Annotated in this window: 26 protein-coding genes; 9 read left to right on the forward strand and 17 right to left on the reverse strand. The window is 67.2% G+C overall.

The genetic code is table 11. From position 1 onward, the window contains the following. Positions 1–30 precede the first annotated feature (30 nt). Positions 31–1071: an RNA polymerase-binding protein DksA gene (dksA, locus tag HBF26_RS19930; RefSeq protein WP_167122845.1), complete on the reverse strand. Its 1041-nt coding sequence runs from the start codon at positions 1069–1071 to the stop codon at positions 31–33. 169 nt (positions 1072–1240) lie between these two features. Here dksA and yidD point away from each other — a divergent pair, with 169 nt between their 5' ends. From yidD to HBF26_RS02890, 3 genes are read left to right on the forward strand one after another with little or no spacing between them, the layout of a single operon-like run. Then, complete coding sequence (gene yidD / locus HBF26_RS19485; RefSeq protein WP_240151199.1) at positions 1241–1447, forward strand: membrane protein insertion efficiency factor YidD; 207 nt, start codon at positions 1241–1243, stop codon at positions 1445–1447. Beyond that, positions 1440–2780 carry a dihydroorotase gene (locus tag HBF26_RS02885; protein WP_167122847.1) on the forward strand — a complete coding sequence of 447 codons (1341 nt, stop codon included), beginning with the start codon at positions 1440–1442 and terminating at the stop codon, positions 2778–2780. Before yidD ends, HBF26_RS02885 begins: the two co-directional genes overlap by 8 nt. Continuing rightward, positions 2777–3568: a M23 family metallopeptidase gene (locus HBF26_RS02890; RefSeq protein WP_167122849.1), complete on the forward strand. Its 792-nt coding sequence runs from the start codon at positions 2777–2779 to the stop codon at positions 3566–3568. Before HBF26_RS02885 ends, HBF26_RS02890 begins: the two co-directional genes overlap by 4 nt. 226 nt (positions 3569–3794) lie before the next feature. On the opposite strand, the gene folE2 is transcribed toward HBF26_RS02890, so the two are convergent. From folE2 to efp, 7 genes are all read right to left on the reverse strand, one after another. Beyond that, a complete protein-coding gene (gene folE2 / locus HBF26_RS02895) occupies positions 3795–4718 on the reverse strand; it encodes a GTP cyclohydrolase FolE2 (protein WP_167122850.1) in 924 nt (307 codons plus the stop codon). Between the two features lie 102 nt (positions 4719–4820). After that, positions 4821–5657 carry a squalene/phytoene synthase family protein gene (locus tag HBF26_RS02900; RefSeq protein ID WP_167122852.1) on the reverse strand — a complete coding sequence of 279 codons (837 nt, stop codon included), beginning with the start codon at positions 5655–5657 and terminating at the stop codon, positions 4821–4823. Beyond that, positions 5654–6334 (reverse strand): HAD family hydrolase, encoded by a 681-nt coding sequence (locus tag HBF26_RS02905; RefSeq protein ID WP_167122854.1) that lies wholly within the window; start codon positions 6332–6334, stop codon positions 5654–5656. The genes HBF26_RS02900 and HBF26_RS02905 overlap by 4 nt, the downstream gene beginning before the upstream one ends. Next, positions 6331–7038, reverse strand: a complete 708-nt coding sequence (gene ubiG, locus HBF26_RS02910; RefSeq protein WP_167122857.1) for a bifunctional 2-polyprenyl-6-hydroxyphenol methylase/3-demethylubiquinol 3-O-methyltransferase UbiG — start codon at positions 7036–7038, stop codon at positions 6331–6333. The genes HBF26_RS02905 and ubiG overlap by 4 nt, the downstream gene beginning before the upstream one ends. A gap of 5 nt (positions 7039–7043) precedes the next feature. Next, a complete protein-coding gene (locus tag HBF26_RS02915; RefSeq protein ID WP_167122859.1) occupies positions 7044–7328 on the reverse strand; it encodes a YciI family protein in 285 nt (94 codons plus the stop codon). Beyond that, positions 7325–8662 (reverse strand): TRZ/ATZ family hydrolase, encoded by a 1338-nt coding sequence (locus HBF26_RS02920; RefSeq protein ID WP_167122861.1) that lies wholly within the window; start codon positions 8660–8662, stop codon positions 7325–7327. Before HBF26_RS02920 ends, HBF26_RS02915 begins: the two co-directional genes overlap by 4 nt. A gap of 96 nt (positions 8663–8758) precedes the next feature. Beyond that, on the reverse strand, positions 8759–9337 hold the full coding sequence (efp, locus tag HBF26_RS02925; protein WP_167122863.1) for an elongation factor P: 579 nt from the start codon (positions 9335–9337) through the stop codon (positions 8759–8761). 65 nt (positions 9338–9402) lie between these two features. Between efp and epmB the strand changes: the two genes are divergently transcribed. Together epmB and HBF26_RS02935 are read left to right on the forward strand one after the other, a co-directional pair. Further along, a complete protein-coding gene (gene epmB, locus HBF26_RS02930; RefSeq protein WP_167122865.1) occupies positions 9403–10428 on the forward strand; it encodes an EF-P beta-lysylation protein EpmB in 1026 nt (341 codons plus the stop codon). Positions 10429–10538: 110 nt separating this feature from the next. Continuing rightward, on the forward strand, positions 10539–12605 hold the full coding sequence (locus HBF26_RS02935) for an EAL domain-containing response regulator (RefSeq protein ID WP_167122867.1): 2067 nt from the start codon (positions 10539–10541) through the stop codon (positions 12603–12605). A gap of 220 nt (positions 12606–12825) precedes the next feature. Here HBF26_RS02935 and rplS read toward each other — a convergent pair whose 3' ends face one another. The 5 genes from rplS to ffh all read right to left on the reverse strand — a co-directional run bounded on the left by rplS (position 12826) and on the right by ffh (position 16348). Continuing rightward, positions 12826–13221 carry a 50S ribosomal protein L19 gene (rplS, locus tag HBF26_RS02940; protein ID WP_167026084.1) on the reverse strand — a complete coding sequence of 132 codons (396 nt, stop codon included), beginning with the start codon at positions 13219–13221 and terminating at the stop codon, positions 12826–12828. Next, on the reverse strand, positions 13218–13991 hold the full coding sequence (gene trmD / locus HBF26_RS02945) for a tRNA (guanosine(37)-N1)-methyltransferase TrmD (protein ID WP_167026081.1): 774 nt from the start codon (positions 13989–13991) through the stop codon (positions 13218–13220). The genes rplS and trmD overlap by 4 nt, the downstream gene beginning before the upstream one ends. A 19-nt stretch (positions 13992–14010) precedes the next feature. Further along, positions 14011–14526: a ribosome maturation factor RimM gene (rimM, locus tag HBF26_RS02950; protein ID WP_167122869.1), complete on the reverse strand. Its 516-nt coding sequence runs from the start codon at positions 14524–14526 to the stop codon at positions 14011–14013. Continuing rightward, entirely contained in the window at positions 14526–14777 is a 252-nt protein-coding gene (gene rpsP / locus HBF26_RS02955; protein WP_166699047.1) for a 30S ribosomal protein S16, read from the reverse strand. The genes rimM and rpsP overlap by 1 nt, the downstream gene beginning before the upstream one ends. A 188-nt stretch (positions 14778–14965) precedes the next feature. Further along, positions 14966–16348 (reverse strand): signal recognition particle protein, encoded by a 1383-nt coding sequence (ffh, locus tag HBF26_RS02960; protein WP_167122871.1) that lies wholly within the window; start codon positions 16346–16348, stop codon positions 14966–14968. A 102-nt stretch (positions 16349–16450) separates the two neighbouring features. Between ffh and HBF26_RS02965 the strand changes: the two genes are divergently transcribed. Then, positions 16451–17248, forward strand: coding sequence for a cytochrome C assembly family protein (locus tag HBF26_RS02965; protein WP_167122873.1), 798 nt, complete (start codon positions 16451–16453; stop codon positions 17246–17248). 33 nt (positions 17249–17281) lie between these two features. Here HBF26_RS02965 and HBF26_RS02970 read toward each other — a convergent pair whose 3' ends face one another. Genes HBF26_RS02970 through ompR form a run of 3 tightly spaced genes read right to left on the reverse strand, consistent with a single transcriptional unit; the run spans position 17282 to position 20152 of the window. Beyond that, the gene (locus tag HBF26_RS02970) at positions 17282–18208 is read right to left on the reverse strand and encodes an alpha/beta hydrolase (RefSeq protein ID WP_240151164.1); all 927 of its coding nucleotides are present in this window, start codon (positions 18206–18208) and stop codon (positions 17282–17284) included. Continuing rightward, the gene (locus tag HBF26_RS02975; RefSeq protein WP_167122875.1) at positions 18171–19436 is read right to left on the reverse strand and encodes an ATP-binding protein; all 1266 of its coding nucleotides are present in this window, start codon (positions 19434–19436) and stop codon (positions 18171–18173) included. Before HBF26_RS02975 ends, HBF26_RS02970 begins: the two co-directional genes overlap by 38 nt. Further along, the gene (gene ompR, locus HBF26_RS02980; RefSeq protein WP_167122877.1) at positions 19433–20152 is read right to left on the reverse strand and encodes an osmolarity response regulator transcription factor OmpR; all 720 of its coding nucleotides are present in this window, start codon (positions 20150–20152) and stop codon (positions 19433–19435) included. Before ompR ends, HBF26_RS02975 begins: the two co-directional genes overlap by 4 nt. 183 nt (positions 20153–20335) lie before the next feature. Here ompR and HBF26_RS02985 point away from each other — a divergent pair, with 183 nt between their 5' ends. Genes HBF26_RS02985 through HBF26_RS02995 form a run of 3 tightly spaced genes read left to right on the forward strand, consistent with a single transcriptional unit; the run spans position 20336 to position 22056 of the window. Then, entirely contained in the window at positions 20336–20872 is a 537-nt protein-coding gene (locus tag HBF26_RS02985) for a hypothetical protein (RefSeq protein WP_167122879.1), read from the forward strand. Positions 20873–20928: 56 nt separating this feature from the next. Beyond that, on the forward strand, positions 20929–21210 hold the full coding sequence (locus tag HBF26_RS02990) for an EF-hand domain-containing protein (protein ID WP_167122881.1): 282 nt from the start codon (positions 20929–20931) through the stop codon (positions 21208–21210). Positions 21211–21228: 18 nt separating this feature from the next. Further along, positions 21229–22056, forward strand: a complete 828-nt coding sequence (locus HBF26_RS02995; protein WP_167122883.1) for a sterol desaturase family protein — start codon at positions 21229–21231, stop codon at positions 22054–22056. Between the two features lie 15 nt (positions 22057–22071). On the opposite strand, the gene radA is transcribed toward HBF26_RS02995, so the two are convergent. Then, positions 22072–23460 carry a DNA repair protein RadA gene (radA, locus tag HBF26_RS03000; RefSeq protein ID WP_167122885.1) on the reverse strand — a complete coding sequence of 463 codons (1389 nt, stop codon included), beginning with the start codon at positions 23458–23460 and terminating at the stop codon, positions 22072–22074. Positions 23461–23467: the final 7 nt, after the last annotated feature.

Below are 23467 nucleotides of genomic sequence, written 5' to 3' on the forward strand. Positions count from 1 at the left end.
TTTCGGTTCCGGGTGCCGGGAACGGCGGGTTCAGTCGCCCATCTGCTTCTGCAGGTGCTCGCGGCGCTCCTGGGCATCCAGGGACAACGTGGCGATGGGGCGGGCATCGAGACGATCGACGCCGATTTCTTCGTCGGTTTCCTCGCAGTAGCCGTACCGGCCTTCCTCGATGCGGCGCAGGGCCTTGTCGATCTTGGAAATGAGCTTGCGGTAGCGGTCGCGGGTGCGCAGTTCGAGCGAGTTTTCGGTCTCGCGCGTGGCGCGCTCGGCTTCGTCGCCCACGTCGCGGACTTCTTCGCGGAGGTTGTCCATGGTCTGGCGGGATTCTTCCACCAGTTGCTCGCGCCATTCCTTGAGCTTGTTGCGGAAATAGGCGAGGTGGCGAGGATTCATGTACTCCTCGTCGTCGCTCGGCCGGTAACCCTTGGGCAGGTCGATGATGGTGGAAGCGGGCAGCGCATAGCGGCCGTCTTCGCGCGTGATGCCGTTGTCGGCGGTATGGGAGGCAGTACTGTTCATGCTGGCTTGCGCGGACTTCTCGTTTCTGGATGGGGTGGCGCCGCCCACCGCGGACGCTGTCCGTGGTGGCGCGGTGGCGACGGCCGATGCCGTGCGGCCCGTGGGGGACGCGGCGACGGGGGTGGCCGTTGCGGTTTTCTTCGCTGCCGGCGCCGGCGCCGGAGCAGCTGTCTTTACCGGGGCTGCGGGGGCCTTCTTCGCGGCGGCGGGCGCCGCCTTCCTGGCCACGGCCGGTGCTGCTTTGCCCGCTGCCTTCGCGATGGGTTTCGCGGCGGGCTTCGGCGCGGCAGCCTTTACCGGAGCCTTTGCAGGCGCTTTCTTGGCAGGAGCCGCCTTCGCGGGCGTCTTCGCTGCCGATTTGGCCACGGCCTTCTTCGCCGGCGCAGGGGCCGCCTTCTTCGGAGCGGCCTTGGAAGCCGCCTTCGTCGGCGACTTCGCCGGTGCCTTGGTCGTCTTCGTGACCGCTACCGTCTTGGCTTTCTTCACGTCGCCGGCTCCGCCCTTCTTGGCGGCTCCCTTGGCGGTTGCGGAACTACGAGCGTTTTTCGCCATTTCCTTCACCTCGGTGGCCGTGGCGGCGGGGTGTTATAGCCCAGATGCGTTACCCCAGCAACCTATCTTCTGGGATACTGTCTGCTGGCCTGCACCGGTCGATACCGGACACATAGTGACCCGCCTCCTCCTATTCCTGCTGTCCCTCTACAAGCGGTGGCTGAGCCCGATGCTCGGGGCGCGCTGCCGCTTCCATCCATCCTGTTCCGATTATGCACGGGTTGCCATAGCGCGCTTCGGGCCCGCGCGCGGCGGCATCCTCGCTGCGTGGCGCATCCTGCGCTGCCAGCCGCTGTGCGAGGGCGGTCTCGATCCCGTGCCGGAACACTTCGTACTGCGCCGCTGCGGCGCCCAAGGAGTACATACCCATGACTGACGCCTGGCTCATCCAGAACGCGGAACTGATCAACGAAGGCCGACGCTTCATCGCGGACGTCCGCGTGCGCGACGGAAAAATCGAAACGATCTCGCAGGGGCTGGAAAGAAACCGTGACGAACAGGTTATCGATGCCACGGGTCTCTGGCTGATGCCCGGCATGATCGACGACCAGGTGCACTTCCGCGAACCCGGCCTCACCCAGAAAGCCGACATCGCGCACGAATCGCGCGCCTGTGCCGCCGGCGGCATCACCAGCTTCATGGAAATGCCGAACACGAAGCCGCCCGCGCTCGACCGCGAATCGCTGGAAGCGAAGTACACCCGGGCAGCGGAAACCTCGGTGGTGAACTACGCCTTCTACCTCGGTGCCAGCAACGACAACCTCGAGGCCATCCGTGCGCTCGACCCGAAGAGCGCGCCCGGCATCAAGGTGTTCATGGGTGCATCCACGGGCAACATGCTGGTGGACAATCCGGAAACGCTCGACCACATCTTCCGCGACGCGCCCACGCCCATCATCACGCACTGCGAAGACACGCCGATGATCGACGCCAACCTCGCCAAGGCGCACGAGAAGTACGGCGAGGACATTCCCGCCTGGGAACATCCGCACATCCGGTCGCGCGAAGCCTGCATCAAGTCGACGCGTCTCGCGATATCTCTGGCGAAGAAACACAACACCCGGCTCCACGTCCTGCACATCTCCACCGCCGACGAACTGGCCCTGTTCGAGCCGGGCCCGATCGAAGGCAAGCGGATCACGGCCGAAACCTGCGTGCACTTCCTGCATTTCGGCGGCAAGGCCGATTACGACGAGAAGGGTTTTCTCATCAAGTGCAACCCGGCAATCAAGGACGAAGCCGACCGGGAGGCGATCACGAAGGCGTTGGCCGAAGGCCGTCTCGACGTGCTCGCCACCGATCATGCGCCGCACCTGCTCGAAGAAAAGGAGCAGAAGTACGACAAGGCACCCTCCGGCCTTCCCCTCGTGCAGTTCGCCCTGCAGGCGGCGCTCGAGCGGGTGTTCGAAGGCAAGCTCACGCTCGAACGCGTGGTCGAAACCGTATGCCACGCGCCGGCGAAGCTGTTCGACGTGGCGAACCGTGGCTTCCTCCGCGAAGGCTATGCCGCCGACCTCGTCCTGGTGGACCCGAAGCGCAAGCACACCGTCACTCGCGACGAGGTGCTGTCCAAATGTGGGTGGTCGCCGTTCGAAGGCACCACGTTCAGCAGCAGCATTGCATCGACCTTCGTCAACGGACGCCGCGTGTTCGACGGCACGACGGTGGACGACACGGTTCGCGGCCAGCGGTTGGCCTTCGATCGATGAGGACATTCTCAAGCGCGCTCGCCGCGCTCCTGTTGTCCGCTTCCGCCCTCGCCAGCACCGCCCCGCTGCCTGAAAGCGTCTCCCAGGGCGCGCTGGTGGTCGGGCACGCCACGCCCGGCCAACATGTGACCGTGGCAGGCAAACCGGTGCGCGTGGGCTCCGACGGCGTGTTCGTCTTCGGCGTCGGAAGGGACGAGCAAGGCCCCGTCGACGTCGCCATCGGCAGCGATCGTCGGCGTCTGGTCGTCACCCCGCGCGACTGGCCGGTGGAGCGGGTGAACGGCGTACCGCCGAAAACCGTGAACCCGCCGCCGGCCATCGCCGCCCGCATCGCGCGCGAGCAGGCCGAAGTCGTCGCCGCGCGCGGTCGGGACGACGCACGGGAAGATTTCGCGAAAGGGTTCATCTGGCCGGTGACAGGCCGCATCAGCGGCCGCTTCGGCAACCAGCGCATCTACAACGGCGATCCCAAGGCACCGCATTCGGGCATGGACATCGCCGTGCCCGAGGGCACACCGGTGAAGGCGCCGGCGGCCGGCGTGGTCACCTTCGCCAAACCCGACCTCTACCTCACCGGCGGCACGCTGCTGCTCGACCACGGATTCGGCCTGTCGTCGAACTTCCTGCACCTCTCGCGGATCGACGTGAAGGTGGGCCAGCGCGTTCGTCAGGGCCAGGTAATCGGAGCGGCGGGCATGACCGGGCGGGCCACGGGGCCCCACGTGCACTGGGGGTTCAACTGGTTCGACGTGCGGCTCGACCCGCTGCTGCTGCCGGGAATTCGATAGAACACCTTATGTGAGTGCTCGCGGCAAGACTGCCCGCTGCCGCGGGATCGCCGGCGAAGCCGGCTCCCACAGAAGGCCCTCATCAACAGAAAGCCTCGCTCACAAGGCCTCGTCGCGTGGGGCAAGCGAGCTCTGTGTGGGAGCCGCTTCAGCGGCGATGGGTGCTCGCGACGACCTAGCCCGCTGCCGCGGGATCGCCGGCATAGCCGGCTCCCACAGTGGCCTTTCAGCGGACCTTGGATGCGAAGGCCACCGCGTCGTGCGGATGCAGGCTTTCGTGGTGCGCCACCCGCAGGTGGAAGTCGGCGATGTTCGGATCGCTCGACAACGCTTTCTGGATACGCCGGGCCGCGTCTTCGCAGAACATGAGGTTCTGTCCGTTGGCGAGGGCGAATGCCTGCTCGTCGGCGCGCTTCACGGCCGTCTGCACGGGCGTGCCGAGGGCCGCTTCCACGTTGTCGATCATGCCGATCAGCGGAAAGACCCCGTCGCCCGCCGGCCGCACGCGAATGGTGGCCGTGCTGCGCTGGGCATGCGGCGTGGCCACGATGCCCTGCTCCGTGCCCAGCCAGGCCAGGATCGTCTCGCGATCCAGCGGCTGGTCGGCAGCGAATGTTTTCGCGAAATTGTCCTGGATCAGCTGACGGGACAGCGCAGCCGAGGCGGGACAGGTGGACGAATACACCACGTCGGTGGTGATCTCGATGCGGAACTGGCTGCCGGTGAGCGTGGCGTCGATCGTGATCGGATAGGCGCGCCAGCCGCTGTTGTCGCTGCGCAGCGAGCGGCGCCGCACCAGGTGTTCGAAACCGACGGTGAGGCGCGCGTGGTCCGACAGGCCGTCGTGCGACGCGAGGAACGATTCGAGCAGTGCCCTGATGCCTGCCGAGGTCAGCGGGCCCGACGACAGCGCTTCGGACACCAGCAGGTAGAGCCGCGACATGTGGATGCCGCGCGCCTCTGGCTTCGTCAGGTTCACGAAGGCGCCCACGCGGGCGCCGGTGGAGCGCACGTCGCCGTCGCCGGCGTCGAACGCCACGGGCATTTCCATGCCATCCATGCCCACCCAGTCGAGGGTGCCGATGGCCAGGGCGTGCTCCTGCGAGGCGACATCGGGCAGCAGGCGGGTGGGAGAGTCGTGGATGTACATCGGGGAAAGGATCCTTAGGGACGTGCCATTGACCGGCTTACCGTGACCGACATGGGGTATCGGTGGAACGGGCTCAATGCTTAGTGCCGGGAAACGGTGCGTTCAGCCAAATCGACCTGCATGCCGGGCCGAAAGCCAGGCGCGGATCGCCGTCATGGGCCCGGAGCGGGACTGCCGGCGATGCAACTCCGTGAAAGGTTCCCCCGCCCTGGCGGCCGCGGCGGCCGTGGCCAGCGCCGTGCGCCCCTCCAGGCCGCGGAAGGTGCTCAGGGGCTCGCCGAGCGCCAGCGCGCCCCGCAGACCGCCCGCCAGCTCCCCCAGCTGTTCGCGCAGGGCCTCGCGACGGGCCGGAGAATCCTCCTTCAGCTGCCCGCGCGCCAGGGCATGGCGGGCCAGCCGGGCCATCGGCAGCGGCAGGCGCTCGCGCTCCGCATCGAGTTCCAGGCGCGACAGCGCGAAGACGAGGTGCGAGAGCGTGGCGATGCGTGCGGCGGATTCCGTCGGCGCGGACTCGCCGAACCACCACGCGTTCTCCAGTTCGGCCATGGCACCGTGCAGGCCCCTGGAAGCGGCGACCTGGGACGCGAAGTCGGACGCGGTGCCCTCCTCCAGCTGAGCCATGGCCGCGAGCACCGGGGCGAGCCACAGGGCACCCGGAAGTGCGCGTGCCCTTTCGCCGGCGAACAGCACCTTCGTGAGCGGGTGCCTGCCGCCGCTCGCCGGGGCTCCGGCGAGTTCCTCCGCCCACCATTGCAGCTTGGCCGCGGCGACCTGTGGCTCGCGAATGCCGTAAGCCGACGCCACGATCTCCTGTTCCAGCGCGGCCAACGCGACGCGCTGGTCGCGCACGCTTTCGTCGACGAAGCCAAGCGCGACCCGCTGCTGCGGCTGTACCGCCAGCCATTTGTCCACGAAACCCTGGGTGGCACCGTCGGTCACGCCGGAACCTCGCCCACGCCCAGCAGGGCGGCCAGTTCGTCGGCCGTGTCGAGAACCGCATCGGCGCCCCAGCTGTCGGGATCGCCGCCATCCAGGTAACCCCAGCGAACCGCCACGGTGAACATGCCCGCCGCATTGCCGGCGAGGATGTCGCGGCGGTCGTCGCCCACGAAAACCGAGCGCGACGGATCGCACCCCGCCAGCGCGCAAGCGTGCAGTACGGGCGCCGGGTCCGGCTTCTTCACCGGCAGCGTATCGCCGGAGACCACCGCGGCGGGCTTCCAGTGCGGCATCGCCTGCGGCAGCAAGGCGTCGGTGAGAAATCCCGGTTTGTTGGTGACGATGCCCCAGCGGATGCCTGCGGCCTCGAGCCCGGCCAGCATCGCCTCGACGCCTTCGAAGGGCACGGTTCCCTCGGCCATGGCTGCCTCGTAGATGGCGAGGTAGCGCGGCACCAGCTTCAGGATGTCGTCGGCGTTCGCTCCCGGAAAACCGCTGCCGATGATGGCCCGCGATCCACGCGAGACCACGGGGCGCACGCGCTCGTATGCCGGAGGCTCGACGCCCTGCTCTGCGCACAGTACGCGCAGCGCCGCATAGAGGTCCTGCGCGCTGTCCAGAAGCGTGCCGTCGAGATCGAAGAACGCGCCTTCCGGCTTGAACGGCAGACCGCTCATGCCGCCTTCCTCGCCGAGAGCACGTAGTTCACCGAGGTGTTCGGCGACAGCGACGCGTTGCGCGTGAGCGGATTGTAAGCCAGGCCTTGCAGATCTTCGAGTTCCAGCCCGAAACGACGCAGCATCGCCGCCACCTCGGAAGGCTTCAGGAACTGCGCGTAATGGTGCGTGCCGCGCGGCAGCAGGCGCATGAGGTATTCCGCGCCCACGATGGCGGCACCGAATGCGGCGGGCGTGCGGTTCAGCGTGGAAAGGAACAGCTGCCCGCCCGGCTTGAGCATGGCCGAGAGGTCGCGTACGAGGGCCAGCGGATCGGGCACATGCTCGATCATCTCCATGCAGCAGACGACGTCGAAGGAGCCGGCCTCGGCTTCCGCGAGTTCCGTCGACGACTGCACGCGGTAATCCACCTGCAGGTTCGATTCGAAGAGGTGCAGCTTCGCGATCTGGATCAGCTTCTCGCCGAGGTCGATCGCCGTGACGTTCGCTCCCGCGCGCGCCAGCGCTTCGCTGAGCAGGCCGCCGCCGCAGCCCACGTCCACCACCTTCCTGCCACGCAGTTCGGCGTGGCCGGCAATGTACGCGGCGCGTACCGGGTTCAGGTCGTGCAGCGGACGCGATTCGCCGTCCGGATCCCACCAGCGTGCGGCGAGCTTCTCGAAGCGGGCGATTTCCTCCGCGCTGACATTCGACTGGTTCTGCATGATGGTCAGTCCTTTCTGCCTGGACGGCGCACGCGCCACTCGTGCACCGTGAGGGTGGACGAGCCGGTGATATGCAGCGGGTCGCTGTGCGCAAGCTGCGTGGCGGTGGCGAGATCCGTGGCGCGCAGGATGTAGGCACCACCGGTGCCGTCCGTGAACGGCCCCGTGAGTTCGAGCAGATCCTGTTCGATCAGGTCTTCCAGGAAGGCCTTGTGGCTCTCGCCGGCCTCCGGCTGGAAGTCGGGCGTGCGCATGGCAAGCACGAGGTAGAGATGCAAGGGTTCGTTCATGCTGCGTCCTCCGCGGCGATGCGTTCCCGCCATGCGCGCGCCTTGGCGCGGATGGCGGCGGTATCGATGTCGACGAGTTCGCCGGAGGCGAGCTTGCGCCGCCCGTCGATCCAGACGTCGCTGACCTGGTGCCGGCCCGTGGCGTACACGAGCTGCGACGCCACATGGTAGAGCGGCTGCGTTTCCAGCGCGTCGAGACGCACGGCGGTGAGGTCGGCCCGCTTGCCGGGCTCGATCGACCCGACCCGCTCGCCAAGACCGATCGCCATGGCGCCGTTGAGGGTGGCGGCGCGCAAGGCATACGCCGCATCGAACGCCGCCGCGTCGCCCGCCACGGCCTTGGCCAGCAGGGCCGCCGTGCGCATCTCGCCGAACATGTCGAGGTCGTTGTTCGAGGCGCAGCCGTCGGTGCCGATGCACACGTTCACACCGGCCGCGCGCAGTTTCTCGGCCGGGCAGAAACCGGACGCGAGCTTGAGATTGGACTCAGGGCAATGCACCACCGACACCCCGGCTTTCGCGCAGGCCGCGATTTCCGCGTCGGTGAGCTGGGTCATGTGCACGGCCACGAGCCGGTCGTTCACGAGCCCGAGCTTCTGCAGGCGCTGGAACGGCCGGATGCCGTCCTTCGCCACGGCCTCTTCCACTTCGTGCGCGGTTTCGTGCGTGTGCAGGTGCACGGGAATATCGAGCTGGTCGGCCAGCATGCGAATGCGTTCGAAGTTCTCGTCGGACACCGTGTACGGCGCGTGCGGCACGAAGGCCGTGGTGAGCAGCGGCTCGCCGCGCAGGCTGTCGTGCACTTCGAGCGCGCGGCTGAAGTACTCGTCGGATGTCTTGGCCCAGGCCGTGGGGAAGTCGATCACCGGCAGGCCGATCACCGCGCGGAAGCCCATGGCCCGGTAGGTGGCCGCGATCACGTCGGGGAAGAAGTAGTTTTCGTTGGCGCACGTGGTGCCGCCGCGGATCATTTCCGCCACGGCCAGTTCCACGCCGTCGCGAATGAAGTCAGGCCCCATCACACGGCCTTCGGCCGGCCAGATGTGCTCCTGCAGCCAGGTCATCAGCGGCATGTCGTCGGCGAGGCCGCGCAGCAGGGTCATGGGATTGTGCGTGTGCGCGTTGATCAGTCCCGGGATGAGCGCGTGTTCGTCGAGGACGACGCGCTCTCGCGGCGCATAGGCGGCGCGGGCGTCGGCGATCGGCAGGACGGCGACGATCTCGCCTCCCTGCACGGCGACGGCATGATCGTCGAGGACCACGGCGTGCGGCTCGACGGGGACGACCCAACGGGCTTCCACGAGGAGATCGATGTCGATGGGGCTGGCACTCATCCGGGGCCTCTCGGTGGGGAATTCGGGAGCCTCAATGCGAAAGCGGCACGGCTCCCAAGGGGCGCCGTGCCGCAAGCGAGGAGCTAACTGCAGGCCTTACTTGACGCGGCTGTCGTACTCGCCGGTGCGGGTATCGACCTTGATCACTTCGTCCTGGTTGACGAAGAGCGGCACGCGGACCACGGCACCCGTTTCCAGCGTGGCCGGCTTGCCACCGCCGCCCGAGGTGTCACCGCGGACGCCGGGGTCGGTCTCGACGATCTTCAGCTCGACGAACTTCGGCGCCTGCACCGCGATGATGTTGCCGTTGAAGAGGGTGATGACGCATTCCTCGTCGCCCTTCAGCCACTTCCAGGCATCGCCCATGGCCGCCAGGTTGGCGCGGTACTGCTCGAAGGTTTCGGAGTGCATGAACACCCACTCGCGGTCGTTGCCGGTGCCTTCCACGTAGGAGAAGCTGGCATCGGTGTCGACGGCATCGGCTTCCTCGAAGGAGTCGCTGGACTTCAGCGTCTGCTCGGTGGTGCGGCCGTCCTTGAGGTTGCGGATGCGGATGCGGGTGAACGCCTGGCCCTTGCCCGGCTTGATGAAGTCCGCCTCGGTGATGACCCACGGATCGCCGTTGTGAAGGATCTTCTTGCCCGTTTTGACGTCATTGAGGCCAAGGGTCGCCATGCGAATCTGCTCCAGAGCTAAAATAGGGGTTGTCACGGGCCTCCGGGCCCGATCCAAGGTCCATAATGATAACCGCAAGCCCCTCCTCCCGCCTATCGCCGCCCTCCCGGGACTGGCGCGAGCTCTGGCGGGAATCGATTACCGACGCCCGTGAACTCCTGGCCGCTGTCGGCCTGACCCACCGCGCCGACCTTCTCCCGGCCGATGACGCGGGCTTCCCGCTGCGGGTCCCCCGCGGTTTCGTGGCGCGCATGCGCCAGGGCGATCCCACCGACCCGTTGCTGCTGCAGGTCCTCCCCCGCGCCGCGGAACACGAGACCCGCCCGGGCTACACCGTGGACGCGGTGGGCGACATGGCCTCCCGTACCGGGCACGGCGTGCTGCACAAGTACGACGGCCGCGCCTTGCTGATCGCCAGCGGCAGCTGTGCCGTGAACTGCCGCTACTGCTTCCGCCGTCACTTCCCGTACGCGGAGGAAATCGCCGCGGCCGCGCAGTGGCGCGAGGCCCTGGCCCACGTGCGGGCCGACACCTCGATCCGCGAGATCATCCTCTCGGGCGGCGACCCTCTCTCTCTGGCCACGCACAAGCTCGAGGAACTGACCCGGGGGCTGGCCGAGCTGCCCCATGTGGTCCGGCTGCGCATCCACACCCGCCTGCCGGTGGTGCTGCCCGAGCGCATCGACGAAGCCTTCACGGCGTGGCTTGCCGCCCTGCCCTTGCAGAAGGTGGTGGTCCTGCACGCCAACCACGCGAACGAGTTCGACGAGGGCGTGGACGCCGCCTGCGCACGCCTGCGGGCTGCGGGCGCCAGCCTGCTCAACCAGGCCGTGCTCCTTCGGGGCGTGAACGACGACGTGAATACCCAGACGGCGCTGGCGGAACGAGCGTTCGCGGCGGGGGTGCTTCCCTATTACCTGCACCAGCTGGACAAAGTGCAGGGCGCGGCGCATTACGAGGTCGACGACGACCGGGCCCTGTGGCTGATGGAAGCCCTGCGCGCCCGCCTGCCCGGCTACCTGGTGCCCAGGCTGGTACGTGAGCTCCAGGGCCATCCCGCCAAGCGACCTATCACCGATTTTGCGCGTTAGTCGCGTTAGTATGGACGTCATCCGGTCGGGCCGCCCCGTCCGGACCGCGCTATGGGGGAACGGACCGGCCAGCCGGTTCGCGGGATAGACGAGCGGTACTTCGGAACGGCATGAAACACGACAACGTCATCAGGATCCTCTTCATCGAGAGCTCGGTGGAAGACGCCGAGCTCTTGATCAACGTCTTGCGCAACGGCGGCATCGCGGTGCGCCCCGCGCGGGCCACCAACCCGGACGAGATCAAGGCCTGCCTCGACGAGAGCGTGCCTGACCTCGTGCTGATGAATCCGACCGTTCCCGGCATCGACACGGCGGCGGTGATGCGCCAACTCGACGCCAGCGGCCGCGACCTCGCCCTCATCGCCGTGGTGGATGGCCTGGCGGACGACGAGGCGGTCGCCGACCTCATGGTGCGAGGCTCGCGCGGCGTGGCGCTGCGCAAGCGGCCCGACCAGCTGCTGGCCGTGGTCCAGCGCGAATTCGAGGCGCTTTCCACCCGGCGGCAGGTACGTCGCCTGGAAACCTCGCTGCGCGAGACGGAGCGCCGCTGCGACGCCCTGCTCGACTCCTCCCGTGACGCCATCGCCTACGTGCACGAAGGCATGCACGTGCGCGTCAATCAGGCATACCTCGAAGCATTCGGCTTCGCCGAATTCGACGACATCATCGGCCTGCCCATCCTCGACCTCATCGCCGGCACCCACGCCGACGAGTTCAAGAACACCCTGCGCGCGCTGTCGAAAGGCGAGAAAGTCCCGCAGGCCATGGAACTGCTGGCCCGCCGCGACGACGGCGGCACGTTCAAGGCGATGGTCGACTTCGCGCAGGCCACCTTCGAAGGCGAGTCCTGCCTGCAGATCGTGTTCCGCCAGCAGACCGTCGACGCCGCGCTGGTGGCCCAGCTGCAGCGCGATCCGGTCACCGGCCTGTTCAATCGTGCGCGCACGCTCGAATCCATCGACCAGGCGGTGGCCGCGGCGGCGGCCGGCCGCGCGGGCCAGGCGGTGATCCTGCTCGAACCGGACAACTGGAAGGACATCGTCGCGAACGCCGGCATCGGCAATGCCGACCATCTGCTCGCGGCGCTTGCCGCGAAAGTGGGCGAATCCATCGACGAAGACGACATCGCCGGCGTCGTCGGCGACCACACGCTCGGCCTGATCCTGTCGCCCCGCGGCGACCTGGAACACGCCGCCCTCACCGAGCGGCTTCGCACGACGATCGCGGAGACCATTTTCGACGCGGGTTCGCGCTCGCTCACGGTCACCGTCACCATCGGCGGCACGCTGCTCGCCGAAAAGAACGCCAACACCGAAACGGTGCTGGAGCAGGCCAGCGCTGCCCTGCGGGCCGCGCAGAACCAGGGCGGCAACCGCGTGGAACTGCACGACCCGAGCGCCCGCGAGAAGGCGGACGCCGAACGCGAGCAATACTGGCTGGATCTCGTTCGCGAGGCACTGGCGCAGGACGGCCTGCGGCTTTACCACCAGCAGATCATCAGCCTGCAGGACGCAGCCGGCGAGCACTACGAGATCCTCGTGCGCATGCGCGGCCCCAAGGGCGACGTGCTGCCGTCGTACTTTTTCCCCGTCGCCGAGCGCAACGGCCTGCTGCCCGCCATCGACCGCTGGGTGCTGGGACACGCCATCGATGCACTCGTGCACCGCGAGAACGACGGGCTGACCACCACCTATTTCGTGAAGATGACCCTGCAGTCGCTCGAGGATCCGGATCTGCTGCCCTGGCTCGTGCGTCGCCTGCAGGGCGCCAATCTCCGCCGCAGCAAGCTCGTCATCGAGATGCCGGAATCGAAGGTGCTCACCAGCCTGCGCCCCACGCAGGAATTCGTGGCAGGCTGGCGCCAGGCCGGTGGCGGCTTCGCCATCGAGCAATTCGGCTCCGGCCTCAATTCGTTCCAGTTGCTGAACCACGTCGAGGTCGACTTCCTGAAGATCGACCGCAGCTTCATGACCGACCTTCCGCAGCACCCGGAAAACCAGAAGAAGATCGCCGAGATCTGCAAGGAAGGCCACGCCTCCGGCAAGCAGACGGTGGCCGAGTGGGTCGAGGACGCCGTCAGCACGTCGCTGCTGTTCGCCTGCGGCGTGGACTTCATCCAGGGCAACTTCCTCCAGGAACCCGCCAAGGTGCTGGCTGAGGAATACATGCCGGTCTGACCACCGGCCCTTGCGAGGGCATGTGGGAGCCGGCTATTGCCGGGCATGTGGGAGCCGGCTATTGCCGGCGATCCCGCGGCAGCGGGCAAGCTTGCCGCAAGCACCCATCGCCGCTGAAGCGGCTCCCACACAAAGCAAGCTCCCGCAGAATGCAATCTCCCGCAGAAAGCAAAAAGCCCGCGATCGCTCGCGGGCTTTTTGTTTGCCGTGCGGCAGCCGATTACTCGGCGGCGGCGGCAGCCTTCTTCGCGGCCTTGGCGGCAGCGGCGGCGGCCACGTCTTCCTTGATGCGGGCGGCCTTGCCTTCCAGACCACGCAGGTAGTACAGCTTCGCGCCGCGGACCTTGCCCTTGCGCTTCACTTCCACCGAGTCGATGGCGCGGCTGTGCGACTGGAACACGCGCTCCACGCCGGTGCCGTGCGAGATCTTGCGCACGGTGAAGGCGGAATGCAGGCCGCGGCTGCGCTTGGCGATGACGATGCCTTCGAACGCCTGAACGCGCTCGCGGTTACCTTCCTTCACCTTCACATTGACGACGACGGTATCGCCAGGACCGAAATCCGGCAGCTGGCGGGCGATCTGCTCGGCTTCGAACTGTTGGAGGAGTTTGTTCATGGCGCACCTGTCAAATTTGTAGCGTTTAGCCGTTCGTAATCACGGCGGAATTCGTCCAGCAATGCCCTCGACTCGTCGTCGAGCACACGCTGCGTTAGCAGATCCGGCCGGCGCAGCCAGGTACGACCCAGCGACTGCTTCCGACGCCAGCGGCGAATGGCCGCGTGATCGCCGGAAAGCAGCACCTCCGGCACGCCGCCCCACGCATCGTGATGCACGGGACGGGTGTAGTGCGGGCAATCCAGAAGGCCATCCGAGAAGGAGTCCTGCTGGGCGGACTGCGCGTCGTTCAACGCGCCTTCCTGTAGACGACCCACCGCATCGATAACCACCGCTGCGCCGAGTTCCCCGCCAGACAGCACATAATCGCCGATTGAGAGCTCTTCGTCGACCTCGTGCTCGAGCAGGCGCTCGTCCACACCCTCGTAACGTCCGCAAATGAGGGCGATTCGCGGCATCTTGGCCAGCGCTTCCACCCGCTTCTGCGTCAGCCGCGCACCTTGCGGGCTGAGGTAAATCACATGCACCGGCTCCGGTGCGGCCTCACGGATCGCCGCCAGGGCGGCCCGCAGGGGTTCGATCAGCATCACCATGCCCGGTCCGCCGCCGAAGGGACGGCCGTCCACGGTACGGTAATTGTCGGTGGCGAAGTCGCGAGGGTTCCAGGTTTCCACCTGCAACAGTTCGCGCTGCTGCGCCCTTCCGACCACCCCGATTGCGGCCGACTGGCGGACGAAATCGGGAAACAGCGAAACCACGTCGATGCGCATGATCTTCAGGCTTCGCGTTTCAGAACTCGGGGTCCCAGTCCACCACGATGCGCCCGGCGTCGACATCGACGGAGTGCACGTAGGGGCCCTGGACGAACGGAATCAACCGCTCCCTGTCGCCTTCCTTCACCACCATGACGTCGTTGGCGCCCGTGGCGAAAAGATGGCTCACCCTTCCCAGGCTGGCGTTTTCCGTGGTGACGACCTCGAGACCTTCGAGGTCGGTCCAGTAGAACTCGCCCTCTGCGGGCGGCGGCAGCGTGTCGCGCGAAACCGTGATTTCGCACCCGACCAGCGCGGCCGCCTGGTCGCGATCCTCGATGCCCGGCAGGGTGGCAACGATGCCCTTGCCCTGCGCGCGCCCTCGGATTCCGTTCATCTCCCGCTCCACGCCCGGCGCCGTGAGCAGCCATGGCTGGTAGCGGAACATCTGGATGCGGGGTTCGGTCCAGCTTTCGAGCTTGACCTGTCCCTGCACGCCGTGGAGCCCGACAATGCGCCCTACGCGGACGCGCTTCCCGGACTCCGTCGACATCAAGCAGCCAGCTTGCCGGCTTCCTTCACGAGGGCACGGACCTTGTCGGTCAGCTGCGCACCCTTGGCCACCCAGGCCTGGACCTTGGCGACGTCGAGCTCGAGGCGCTTGTCGGCGCCCGAAGCGACCGGGTTGTAGTAGCCCACACGCTCGATGTTGCGGCCATCGCGCGGTGCGCGCTGGTCGGTCACGACGACGTGATAAAACGGACGGCCCTTGGCGCCACCGCGCGAAAGACGAATCTTAACCATAAGTTACGAGCTCCAGAATGCCGCAGTCCGGCAAGGCGCGCGCGAGAAGCGGGCGCGGTAAAGCCGAACATTGTAGTGAAAATTTCGATTGTGTAAAGAGTTAACCGTGAACAGTGAGCTGCCGCCGCCGGCCGGGAGCGCACCGCTCCAACTTACTGTTCACTGTTCACGCTTCACTCCGGGCCGCTTCAGCGGCCCGGCGGCATCATGCCGCCCATCCCGCCCATGCCCTTCATGGCGCCGCGCATCTGGCGCAGGAGCCCCTTGCTGCCGCCCTTGGACAGCTTGGACATCATCTTTTCCATCTGCATGTACTGCTTCAGCAGGCGGTTCACGTCGGCCGGCTGCGTGCCGGAACCCCGCGCCACGCGGGCCTTGCGCGAGCCGTTCAGGAGGTCCGGATGGCGGCGCTCCTTCTTCGTCATGGAGCCGATGATGGCCACCATGCGCTTCAGCTCGTTGTCGTTGACCTTGGACTTGACGCTGTCGGGAATGCTGGACATGCCCGGAAGCTTGTCCATGAGGCCCGCCAGGCCACCCATGTTGCTCATCTGCTCGAGCTGGTCGCGCATGTCGTTGAGATCGAAGCGCTTGCCCTTGATGACCTTCTCGGCCAGCTTCTGGGCTTTTTCCTGGTCGACCTTGCGCTCGACTTCCTCGACCAGCGACAGGACGTCGCCCATGCCGAGAATGCGCTGGGCCACGCGGTCGGGGTGGAACGGTTCCAGGGCGTCGGTCTTCTCGCCGGCGCCGAGGAACTTGATGGGGCGGCCGGTGACGTAGCGCACCGACAACGCCGCACCGCCGCGGGCATCGCCGTCGGTCTTGGTCAGGACCACGCCGGTAAGCGGCAGCGCGTCGGCGAAGGCCTTGGCGACGTTCGCGGCGTCCTGGCCCGTCATGGAGTCGACCACGAACAGGGTTTCGATAGGATCGAGGGCGCCGTGGAGGGCCTTGATCTCGGCCATCATGGCCTCGTCGACGTGCAGGCGGCCGGCGGTGTCCACCAGCAGCACGTCGATGACCTCGCGCCGGGCCGCCGCCACGGCGGCCCTCGCGATGTCGACCGGATTCTGCCCGGCCTCGGAGGGGAAGAAGGACACCTCGACCTGGCTGGCCAGGGTGCGCAACTGCTCGATCGCCGCCGGACGATAGACGTCGCAGCTGACCACCATCACGCGCTTCTTCTTGCGCTCCTTGAGGAAGCGGGCCAGCTTGCCGACCGTGGTGGTCTTGCCCGCGCCCTGCAGGCCCGCCATGAGCACGACGGCCGGCGGCTGCGCGGCCAGGTTCAGTTCGCTGTTGGCGGCGCCCATCACGGCCGTGAGTTCGTCGCTGACGACCTTGACCAGCGCCTGGCCCGGAGAAAGGCTCTTCAGCACTTCCTGGCCCACGGCGCGCACCTTCACGCGCTCCACCAGCGCCTTCACCACCGGCAGGGCCACGTCGGCCTCGAGCAGGGCGATGCGCACTTCGCGCAAGGTTTCGCGAATGTTTTCCTCCGTGAGCCGGCCGCGGCCACGCAGACGGTTGACGGTGTCGGACAGGCGCTGGCTGAGGGATTCGAACATGGGATTCCGGCACGATGCGGTAAACAGCAGATTATAGCGGAACCTTCGATCCGCCACTTTGTGGGAGCCGCCAGCCACCGCTCTATGCCACACTGCGCCCCCATGATCGTCACTGCCCTTTCCCTGGTCGCCGTCGTCCTCTATCTGTCCGCCGCCGGCGTTCTCGCCCGGCCGCTGGCGACGGGTGGGCAGCCGCTCGCGCGCTGGGGCATGACGCTCGCCACCTTCGCGGCGCTGGCGCACGGCGCACTCCTTCTCACGGCCCATCGCGGCACGCTCGACCTGCACTTCTTCGCCGCCCTCTCTCTGGTGGCGTGGATCGCCTCGACGCTCACGCTGGTGGTGAACCTGTCCCGCCCCGTCGCCGGCCTGGGTATCCTGATCTTCCCGTTGTCGGCCGTGCTTCTCGCCATCGACACATGGCTCGCGCCCATCACCACACCGCAATCGATGACATGGCAGATCGAACTGCACGTGACCATTGCGGTGTTCGCCTTCGGCATCCTCTCGATCGCGGCCGCGCTGGCGGTGCTGCTCGCCATCCAGGAACGCGCGCTACGCCGCAGCCGTTTCGGCCATTGGTTGCGTGCCCTGCCCCCGCTCACGCTGACGGAGGTACTGCTGTTTCGCCTCATTGCCGTCGGTTTCGTACTGCTGACCCTCACGCTGGTCACCGGTGCGCTGTTCGTGGGCGATCTGTTCGGACAGCACCTCGTACACAAGACGGTGCTGTCGATCATCGCGTGGGTCGTCTTCGGCGTGCTGCTGTGGGGCCGCTGGCAATACGGCTGGCGCGGCATTCGTGCGGTTTACCTCACGCTGATCGGCATGGGCATCCTGCTGCTGGCGTTCTTCGGCACGAAGGCCGTCCTCGAGTTGATCTTGCACAGAACGCCGTAGCGCGGGCAGGCGCGACAACGTGTGCGTCGTCGGCTACAAGGCGACGAGCCCGTCGATGAAGGCACTCACCCGAGCCGTGTAATCCGAGGGCTGGCCCAACGTGCGGTTGATCTCGGCGTGCGACAGGTCTTGCGGCAACACGTCGACCCGCGTGCCAAGTGTTGCGGCCTTCTGGGCAAAACGTCGCGCCTGCGGGCAGGCGTCGAAACGCCGGCTGGAACACACGGCCAGCATGGGCAACGCACCGGACCGGAGCCGGTGGTAGGGCGATGCGGCCGCCCAGTCGCGCGGGTTCTCGCCAAAGGCGCGATCGTAAAGCCTGGGATGGCGCGGAAACTCCATGATCTGCACGACGTCCATCGCGGCGCTGTCCAGGGAAACCACGCCCCGCGGGCGGGCGGCGCCGGCGGCGGACAGCAACGCCGGATCGGCTCCCAACAAGGCGACCAGGTGCGCACCGGCCGAGTGCCCCATCAATACGAAGCGGTGGGGATCCGCTCCCCACGACGCCGCCAGCCGTTGCGCGGCGGCCAGCGCCCGGGCCACGTCGTTGGCTTGCTCCAACGGCCCGGCTTCGGGCACCATCCGATAGTTCACCGATATCAGCATGTATCCCTTGGGCAGCCAGTAGGCGGCTTTGTCTTCGACGACGCCTGGATTGGTCTTGTCGCCGATCGTCCAGGCGCCCCCGTGCACCATGAAAATCACCGGCGCGTCATGGGGCGACGGCGGCAGATACACGTCGAAACGCTGCCCAGGGTCGCTGCCATAGGCAACGTCGTGCACCACCCGTGTCTCAGGCCGCCGCGCTTCACCGCTTGCAGCATGTGCGATACCGGCCAGACCCAATGCGATCCACGCCGCGCCTGCCATCAGGAACGCCCGTCTCTTGCCCATAACGTCCGCCTCGTCGATGAAACGATCAACTTCCACGCAATACGAGCGTCGCCACCAGACCATGAGGCCGTAGCGGCAACAGTCGCAGCTCACCGTCATGCTGGCGCGCGACGCGCTCGACGATCGCCAGCCCCAGGCCCGTACCGCCTCCCTCGCCATGCACGAACGGCTGGCGCGCACGCTCGGCTGCCTGCGCGGACAGGCCGGGGCCATGGTCGGCGACCTCGATCCGCCAGGCATCGCCCTGCCGCGAAAGCCGCAGCGAATAGGGAGGCGCCCCGTGCCGTTGCGCATTCGCGAGCAAGTTCCCCACCGCGCGCTGCAACGCCATCGGCTTGCCGGTCATGGGTGCATAGGGAGGCATTTCCACCTCCCACTCGCGCTCGCAGGCGCTGATCGCATGGCGACACAGCACGGCCAGGTCGAGAGGTTCGCTGGCTTCGTCGCGGCCGTCGCGCGCATAGGCGATGAACTGCGACAGGATGGCGTCGACGTCGGCGATATCGCGATGCATGCCGGCGCGCAGTTCCGTATCGACGCCGGGCACAAGCTCCACCGCATACTGCAGTCGCGTCAGCGGCGTGCGCAGGTCGTGCGAGATGCCGGCAAGCATCAGCGCCCGTTCCTCGGCGGCCTCGCGTATGTCCCTGCTCGAATCGGCCAGGGCACGCGCCAGTTCCTGCACTTCCCGCGGCCCCGCCAGTGCGCCCGCAGGTGGCGATTCGCCACGCACGATAGCCGGCGCGGATTGCGCGAGACGCCGCAGGGGCACCACCAGGCGGCGCGCGTAATAGGCCGCCGCCAGCCAGACCAGCGCCGCGCCCACGAAAAGCATCAGCACCGAAAAGCGCAGTACGCGACTGCCGCGCTGATCGAAAGCGAACGAAACCCACAGCGCCGGCTGCGTATTCAGCTTCAGCCACACCACGTTGGCCATGCCGACACGCCCCAGGCGCACCTCGCGACCGGGCGCGAGCTGTTGCGGCGCCTGTTCGAGCAACTCACGCATGAACGGCACGGCACGCAGATCGCGCGCCGGCGGCGGCAGCTCACTCACAGCCAGTCCTGCATCACGCAAGTGGGCCACCACGCGTTCGTGGGGCTGGGTGCGCGCCAGTTCCTCGGCGACATCGGCAAAGCCGTCCATGGCTTTCAGCAATTGCCCGGCGGCTGGGCGGGTGGTCATCTGCCGGCCCATCGCCACGGCCAGCACCGCCGAACCGAGCAGCACCAGCCCGATCACGAGCACTAGCTGTCCGAACACACTGCGCGGTAGCGGAAGTCGGCTCATGCGCTTTCGTCCGGCGGCACATAGACGTAACCCACGCCCCATACGGTTTGCAGGATGCGAGGGTTGCGCACGTCGTCTTCCAGCAGCCGGCGCAGGCGGGCAATGGTGACATCCATGCTCCGCTCGAAGGCCTCGTGCTCGCGGCCACGCGCCAGGCTCATCAGTCGGTCGCGGCTGAGCGGTTGCCGCGGGTGGCGCAGCAGCACCGTCAGCACCGCGAATTCGCCCGAGGTCAGACGCAGCAGTGCGCCGTTCCGGCTCAACTCGCGGCGTCCCAGATCCAGTCGGAACGGACCGAAGCGAATCTCGCCACCGTCCGGCTCCGGCGCCCCGGGTGCCGGGCGGGCGCGTCGCAGCACCGACTTGATCCGCGCCAGCAATTCGCGTGGATTGACCGGTTTGGGCAGGTAGTCGTCGGCACCGATCTCCAGGCCCACGATGCGGTCGATCTCGTCGCCCTTGGCGGTGAGCATCACGATCGGGGTGTCGTCGCCCTGGCCACGAAGGCGGCGGCAGATATCGAGACCGTCTTCTCCAGGCAGCATCAGGTCCAGCACGATGAGGTCGTAATGGCCTCGATCCAATGCCTGACGCATCTGCGCGCCGTCGCCCACGCCCTTTACCTCGAAGCCCTGCGATTGCAGGTAGCGCAGCAATAGGTCGCGCAGGCGTGCGTCGTCGTCGACCAGGAGGATGCGAGCCAGGGTTTCGTCCATGGCGACACTATCGCGGCTAGCCGCGAGGCCGCGCAACGCCCTTCCCGGGTCGTTTGTAAGCGAATGTTTCCAGGGCGCGCTGCCGAAACATGCGGTAGCTATCGCGACACACCTTCGCCGGCGGCGGGCACTAGTTTGGCCCTACCGCGAGATCGCCTCGCGCCGACCCGAAGGAGAACTCCCGTGAACAGAACGACCCTGCTACTGGCGGCGTTGGTGCTGACCGGCACATCGGCCGCCACGATTCCCGATGCCTCGGCGCAAGGCCGAATCCGCGGCCATGCCGTGGCCCACACCGGCGACGGAGGCCGCACCGCCGTCACCGGGGCGGCGGCCCGTGGCGAGCGTGGTGCATACACGCGTGGCCGCCGCGTGACCAGCGACGGCCAGGGCAATGTCAATGGCCGAAGCGGAGCCTATGCCGCGGGTGCCAACGGCGGCACCGCGCAGCGCCAGGGCAGCTTCTACCGCAACGCCGACGGAAGCGCCGGCCGACAGGGCAGCGCCGCAATCAATGGCCCCAATGGCGGCTCCGCGACCACCAGCGGAAGCATTGCCCGCGATGCCGAGGGCAACGTCAACGGCAGCCGCAGCACCAGCGCCACCGGCAAGAACGGAAACAGCTACAGCGGCTCGACCAGCGTCCAGAACGGCGTGGTGACCCACACCGGCACCTGCACCAACGCCGCGGGCGAGACGATCGCCTGCCGCGGCAACTGATCCCCGACCCTCCCCCAGGCCATGGATGGCCACCCTTTCAACCCATGAGGTATCCCATGCCGAAACTCCCCTATGTACTCGCCGCGACCCTGCTCGTCGCATCCACTTCATCTTTCGCGCAGAGCGACCGCGCGGCCCAGGCCAGGCAGGACATGCAGGCACGCCTCAAGGCCGCCGACGCCAACGGCGACGGCTTTATCGATCGCAAGGAAGCCGAAGCCGGCCTGCCGCGTATCGCGAAGAACTTCGACAAGATCGATACCGATCAGGATGGAAAGCTGTCTGCCGACGAACTCAAGCAGGCCGCCGCCACCGCGCGCCAGCGCTTGGGTCGCTGAACCACGACGGCGATCATCATGAATACGTCGTCGCTCGGCTTGCTGGTGCTACCGCTGCCGTTGTTCGTGCTGATCGCCGCCGCCGAAGGATGGCTGCGGCAACGCCGAGGCCTCGGTCACGACTGGAGAGCGTATTGGGCATCGTTCGGCGATGCGCTGGGCCGCGTGCTGGTCAATGGACTGTTGAAGGCCGGTATCACCGGAGCTTTGCTTTATGCGGTATGGCAATGGCGCATCGCCACTATCGCCATGGACCGCTGGTGGCATTGTGCCCTGCTCTTCGTGGGCCAGGAGTTCTGCTACTACTGGATGCATCGCGCCGACCACCGCATCCACTGGTTCTGGTTGAACCACTCGGTTCACCACTCGTCCAACCAGTACACACTGTCGTCCGCGTATCGCCTTGGCTGGACCGGGAAGATCACCGGCGCAACGGTGTTCTTCGCGCCGCTGGTATGGGTCGGATTCCCTGTTCCGGTGGTGCTCGCCGCGCTGGCGGTGAACCTGCTGTATCAGTTCTGGTTGCATACGGAGCTGATCGGACGACTGCCGCGGCCGGTCGAGTTCGTATTCAACACGCCCTCGCATCACCGGGTGCACCACGCCAGCAACCCCGATTACATCGACTGCAACTACGGCGGCGTGCTGATCGTGTTCGACAGGCTGTTCGGTTCGTTCCGCAGGGAACGCGAGAACGAACCGCCACGGTACGGCCTGGTGAAGCCCATACACAGCCACAACCCCGTCCGCATCGCCTTCCATGCCTGGATACAGATGTTTCGCACCCTGAAATCCGCGCGGAACTGGAAGGAACGCGCGCTGGTGTTGTTCGGGCCACCGAAATAGCGGGCGCTCGCGGGATCACTCGCGACTGGCGTCGATCGCCTGGGACAGCCGTTCGACGCCGATCACTTCCATCTCACCCACGCGGCCGCGCTTCGGTGCGTTCGCCGCCGGAACCACCGCGCGGCGGAAACCGTGTGTGGCGGCTTCTTTCAGGCGTTCCTCGCCGTTGGGCACCGGCCGGATCTCCCCCGACAGACCGACCTCGCCGAAGGCGATGGTCTTCTCCGGGAGCGGACGGTCGCGCAGGCTCGACAGCACGGCCATGAGCACGGGCACGTCCGACGCGGTTTCCTGCACGCGGATGCCGCCGACGACGTTCACGAATACGTCCTGGTCGTAGGCGGCCACGCCGCCGTGGCGATGGAGCACGGCGAGGAGCATCGCGAGGCGGTTCTGTTCGAGCCCGAGCACCACACGGCGTGGATTGCCCAGCGACGATTGATCGACCAGTGCCTGCACTTCCACGAGCAGCGGCCGGGTACCTTCGCGGGTGACCATCACCGCGCTTCCCGGCGTGGGGCCGGTGTGCGCGGAAAGGAAGATCGCCGACGGGTTGGGTACCTCGCGCAGGCCCTTCTCGGACATGGCGAAGACACCCAGTTCGTTCACCGCCCCGAAGCGGTTCTTGAAAGCGCGCAGGACACGGAAGCGGCTGCCGGATTCGCCTTCGAAGTACAGCACCGCGTCCACCATGTGTTCGAGCACGCGGGGCCCGGCGATACCGCCCTCCTTCGTCACATGGCCCACCAGGAATACGGACGTACCCGTTTCCTTGGCGAACCGGGTGAGCTTCGCCGCCGACTCGCGCACCTGGCTCACCGAGCCCGGAGCAGCGGTGAGCAGCTCGGTCCAGATGGTCTGGATCGAGTCGATGACCAGCACGCGCGGGCGCGCAGCCGCGGCCTGTTCGAGGATGCGTTCGATGCAGGTTTCCGCCAGTGCGTGGAGCGGGCCCAGCGGAAGATCCAGGCGCTGCGCCCGGCCTGCCACCTGGCCGAGGGATTCCTCGCCGGTGACGTAGAGGCTCGGCAGGCTGGTGCCGAGCGTGCCGAGCATCTGCAACAGGAGCGTGGACTTGCCGATGCCGGGATCGCCGCCGATGAGCACGACCGATCCGTCGACCAGGCCGCCACCGAGCACGCGGTCGAGTTCGCCGATACCCGTGTTCGTGCGCGCCTCGGCAGTCAGCAGCACCTCCGTGAGCGGCGTGATGCGCGGCGCACCCGCGGCCTCCCCGGCATAGCCCCCGCGTCGCGTGCCCGTGGACACGGCGTTCGGCTTCGCCGGCTGCACCACGAATTCGGAAAGCACGTTCCACTCGCCGCATTCGGCGCACTGGCCCTGCCACTTGCTGTGTTCGGCGCCGCACTGGGTGCAGACGTATGCGGTCTTGGCCTTGGCCATCGTTGCG

The sequence above is a fragment of the Luteibacter jiangsuensis genome, from assembly GCF_011742555.1.
Lineage (GTDB): Bacteria > Pseudomonadota > Gammaproteobacteria > Xanthomonadales > Rhodanobacteraceae > Luteibacter > Luteibacter jiangsuensis.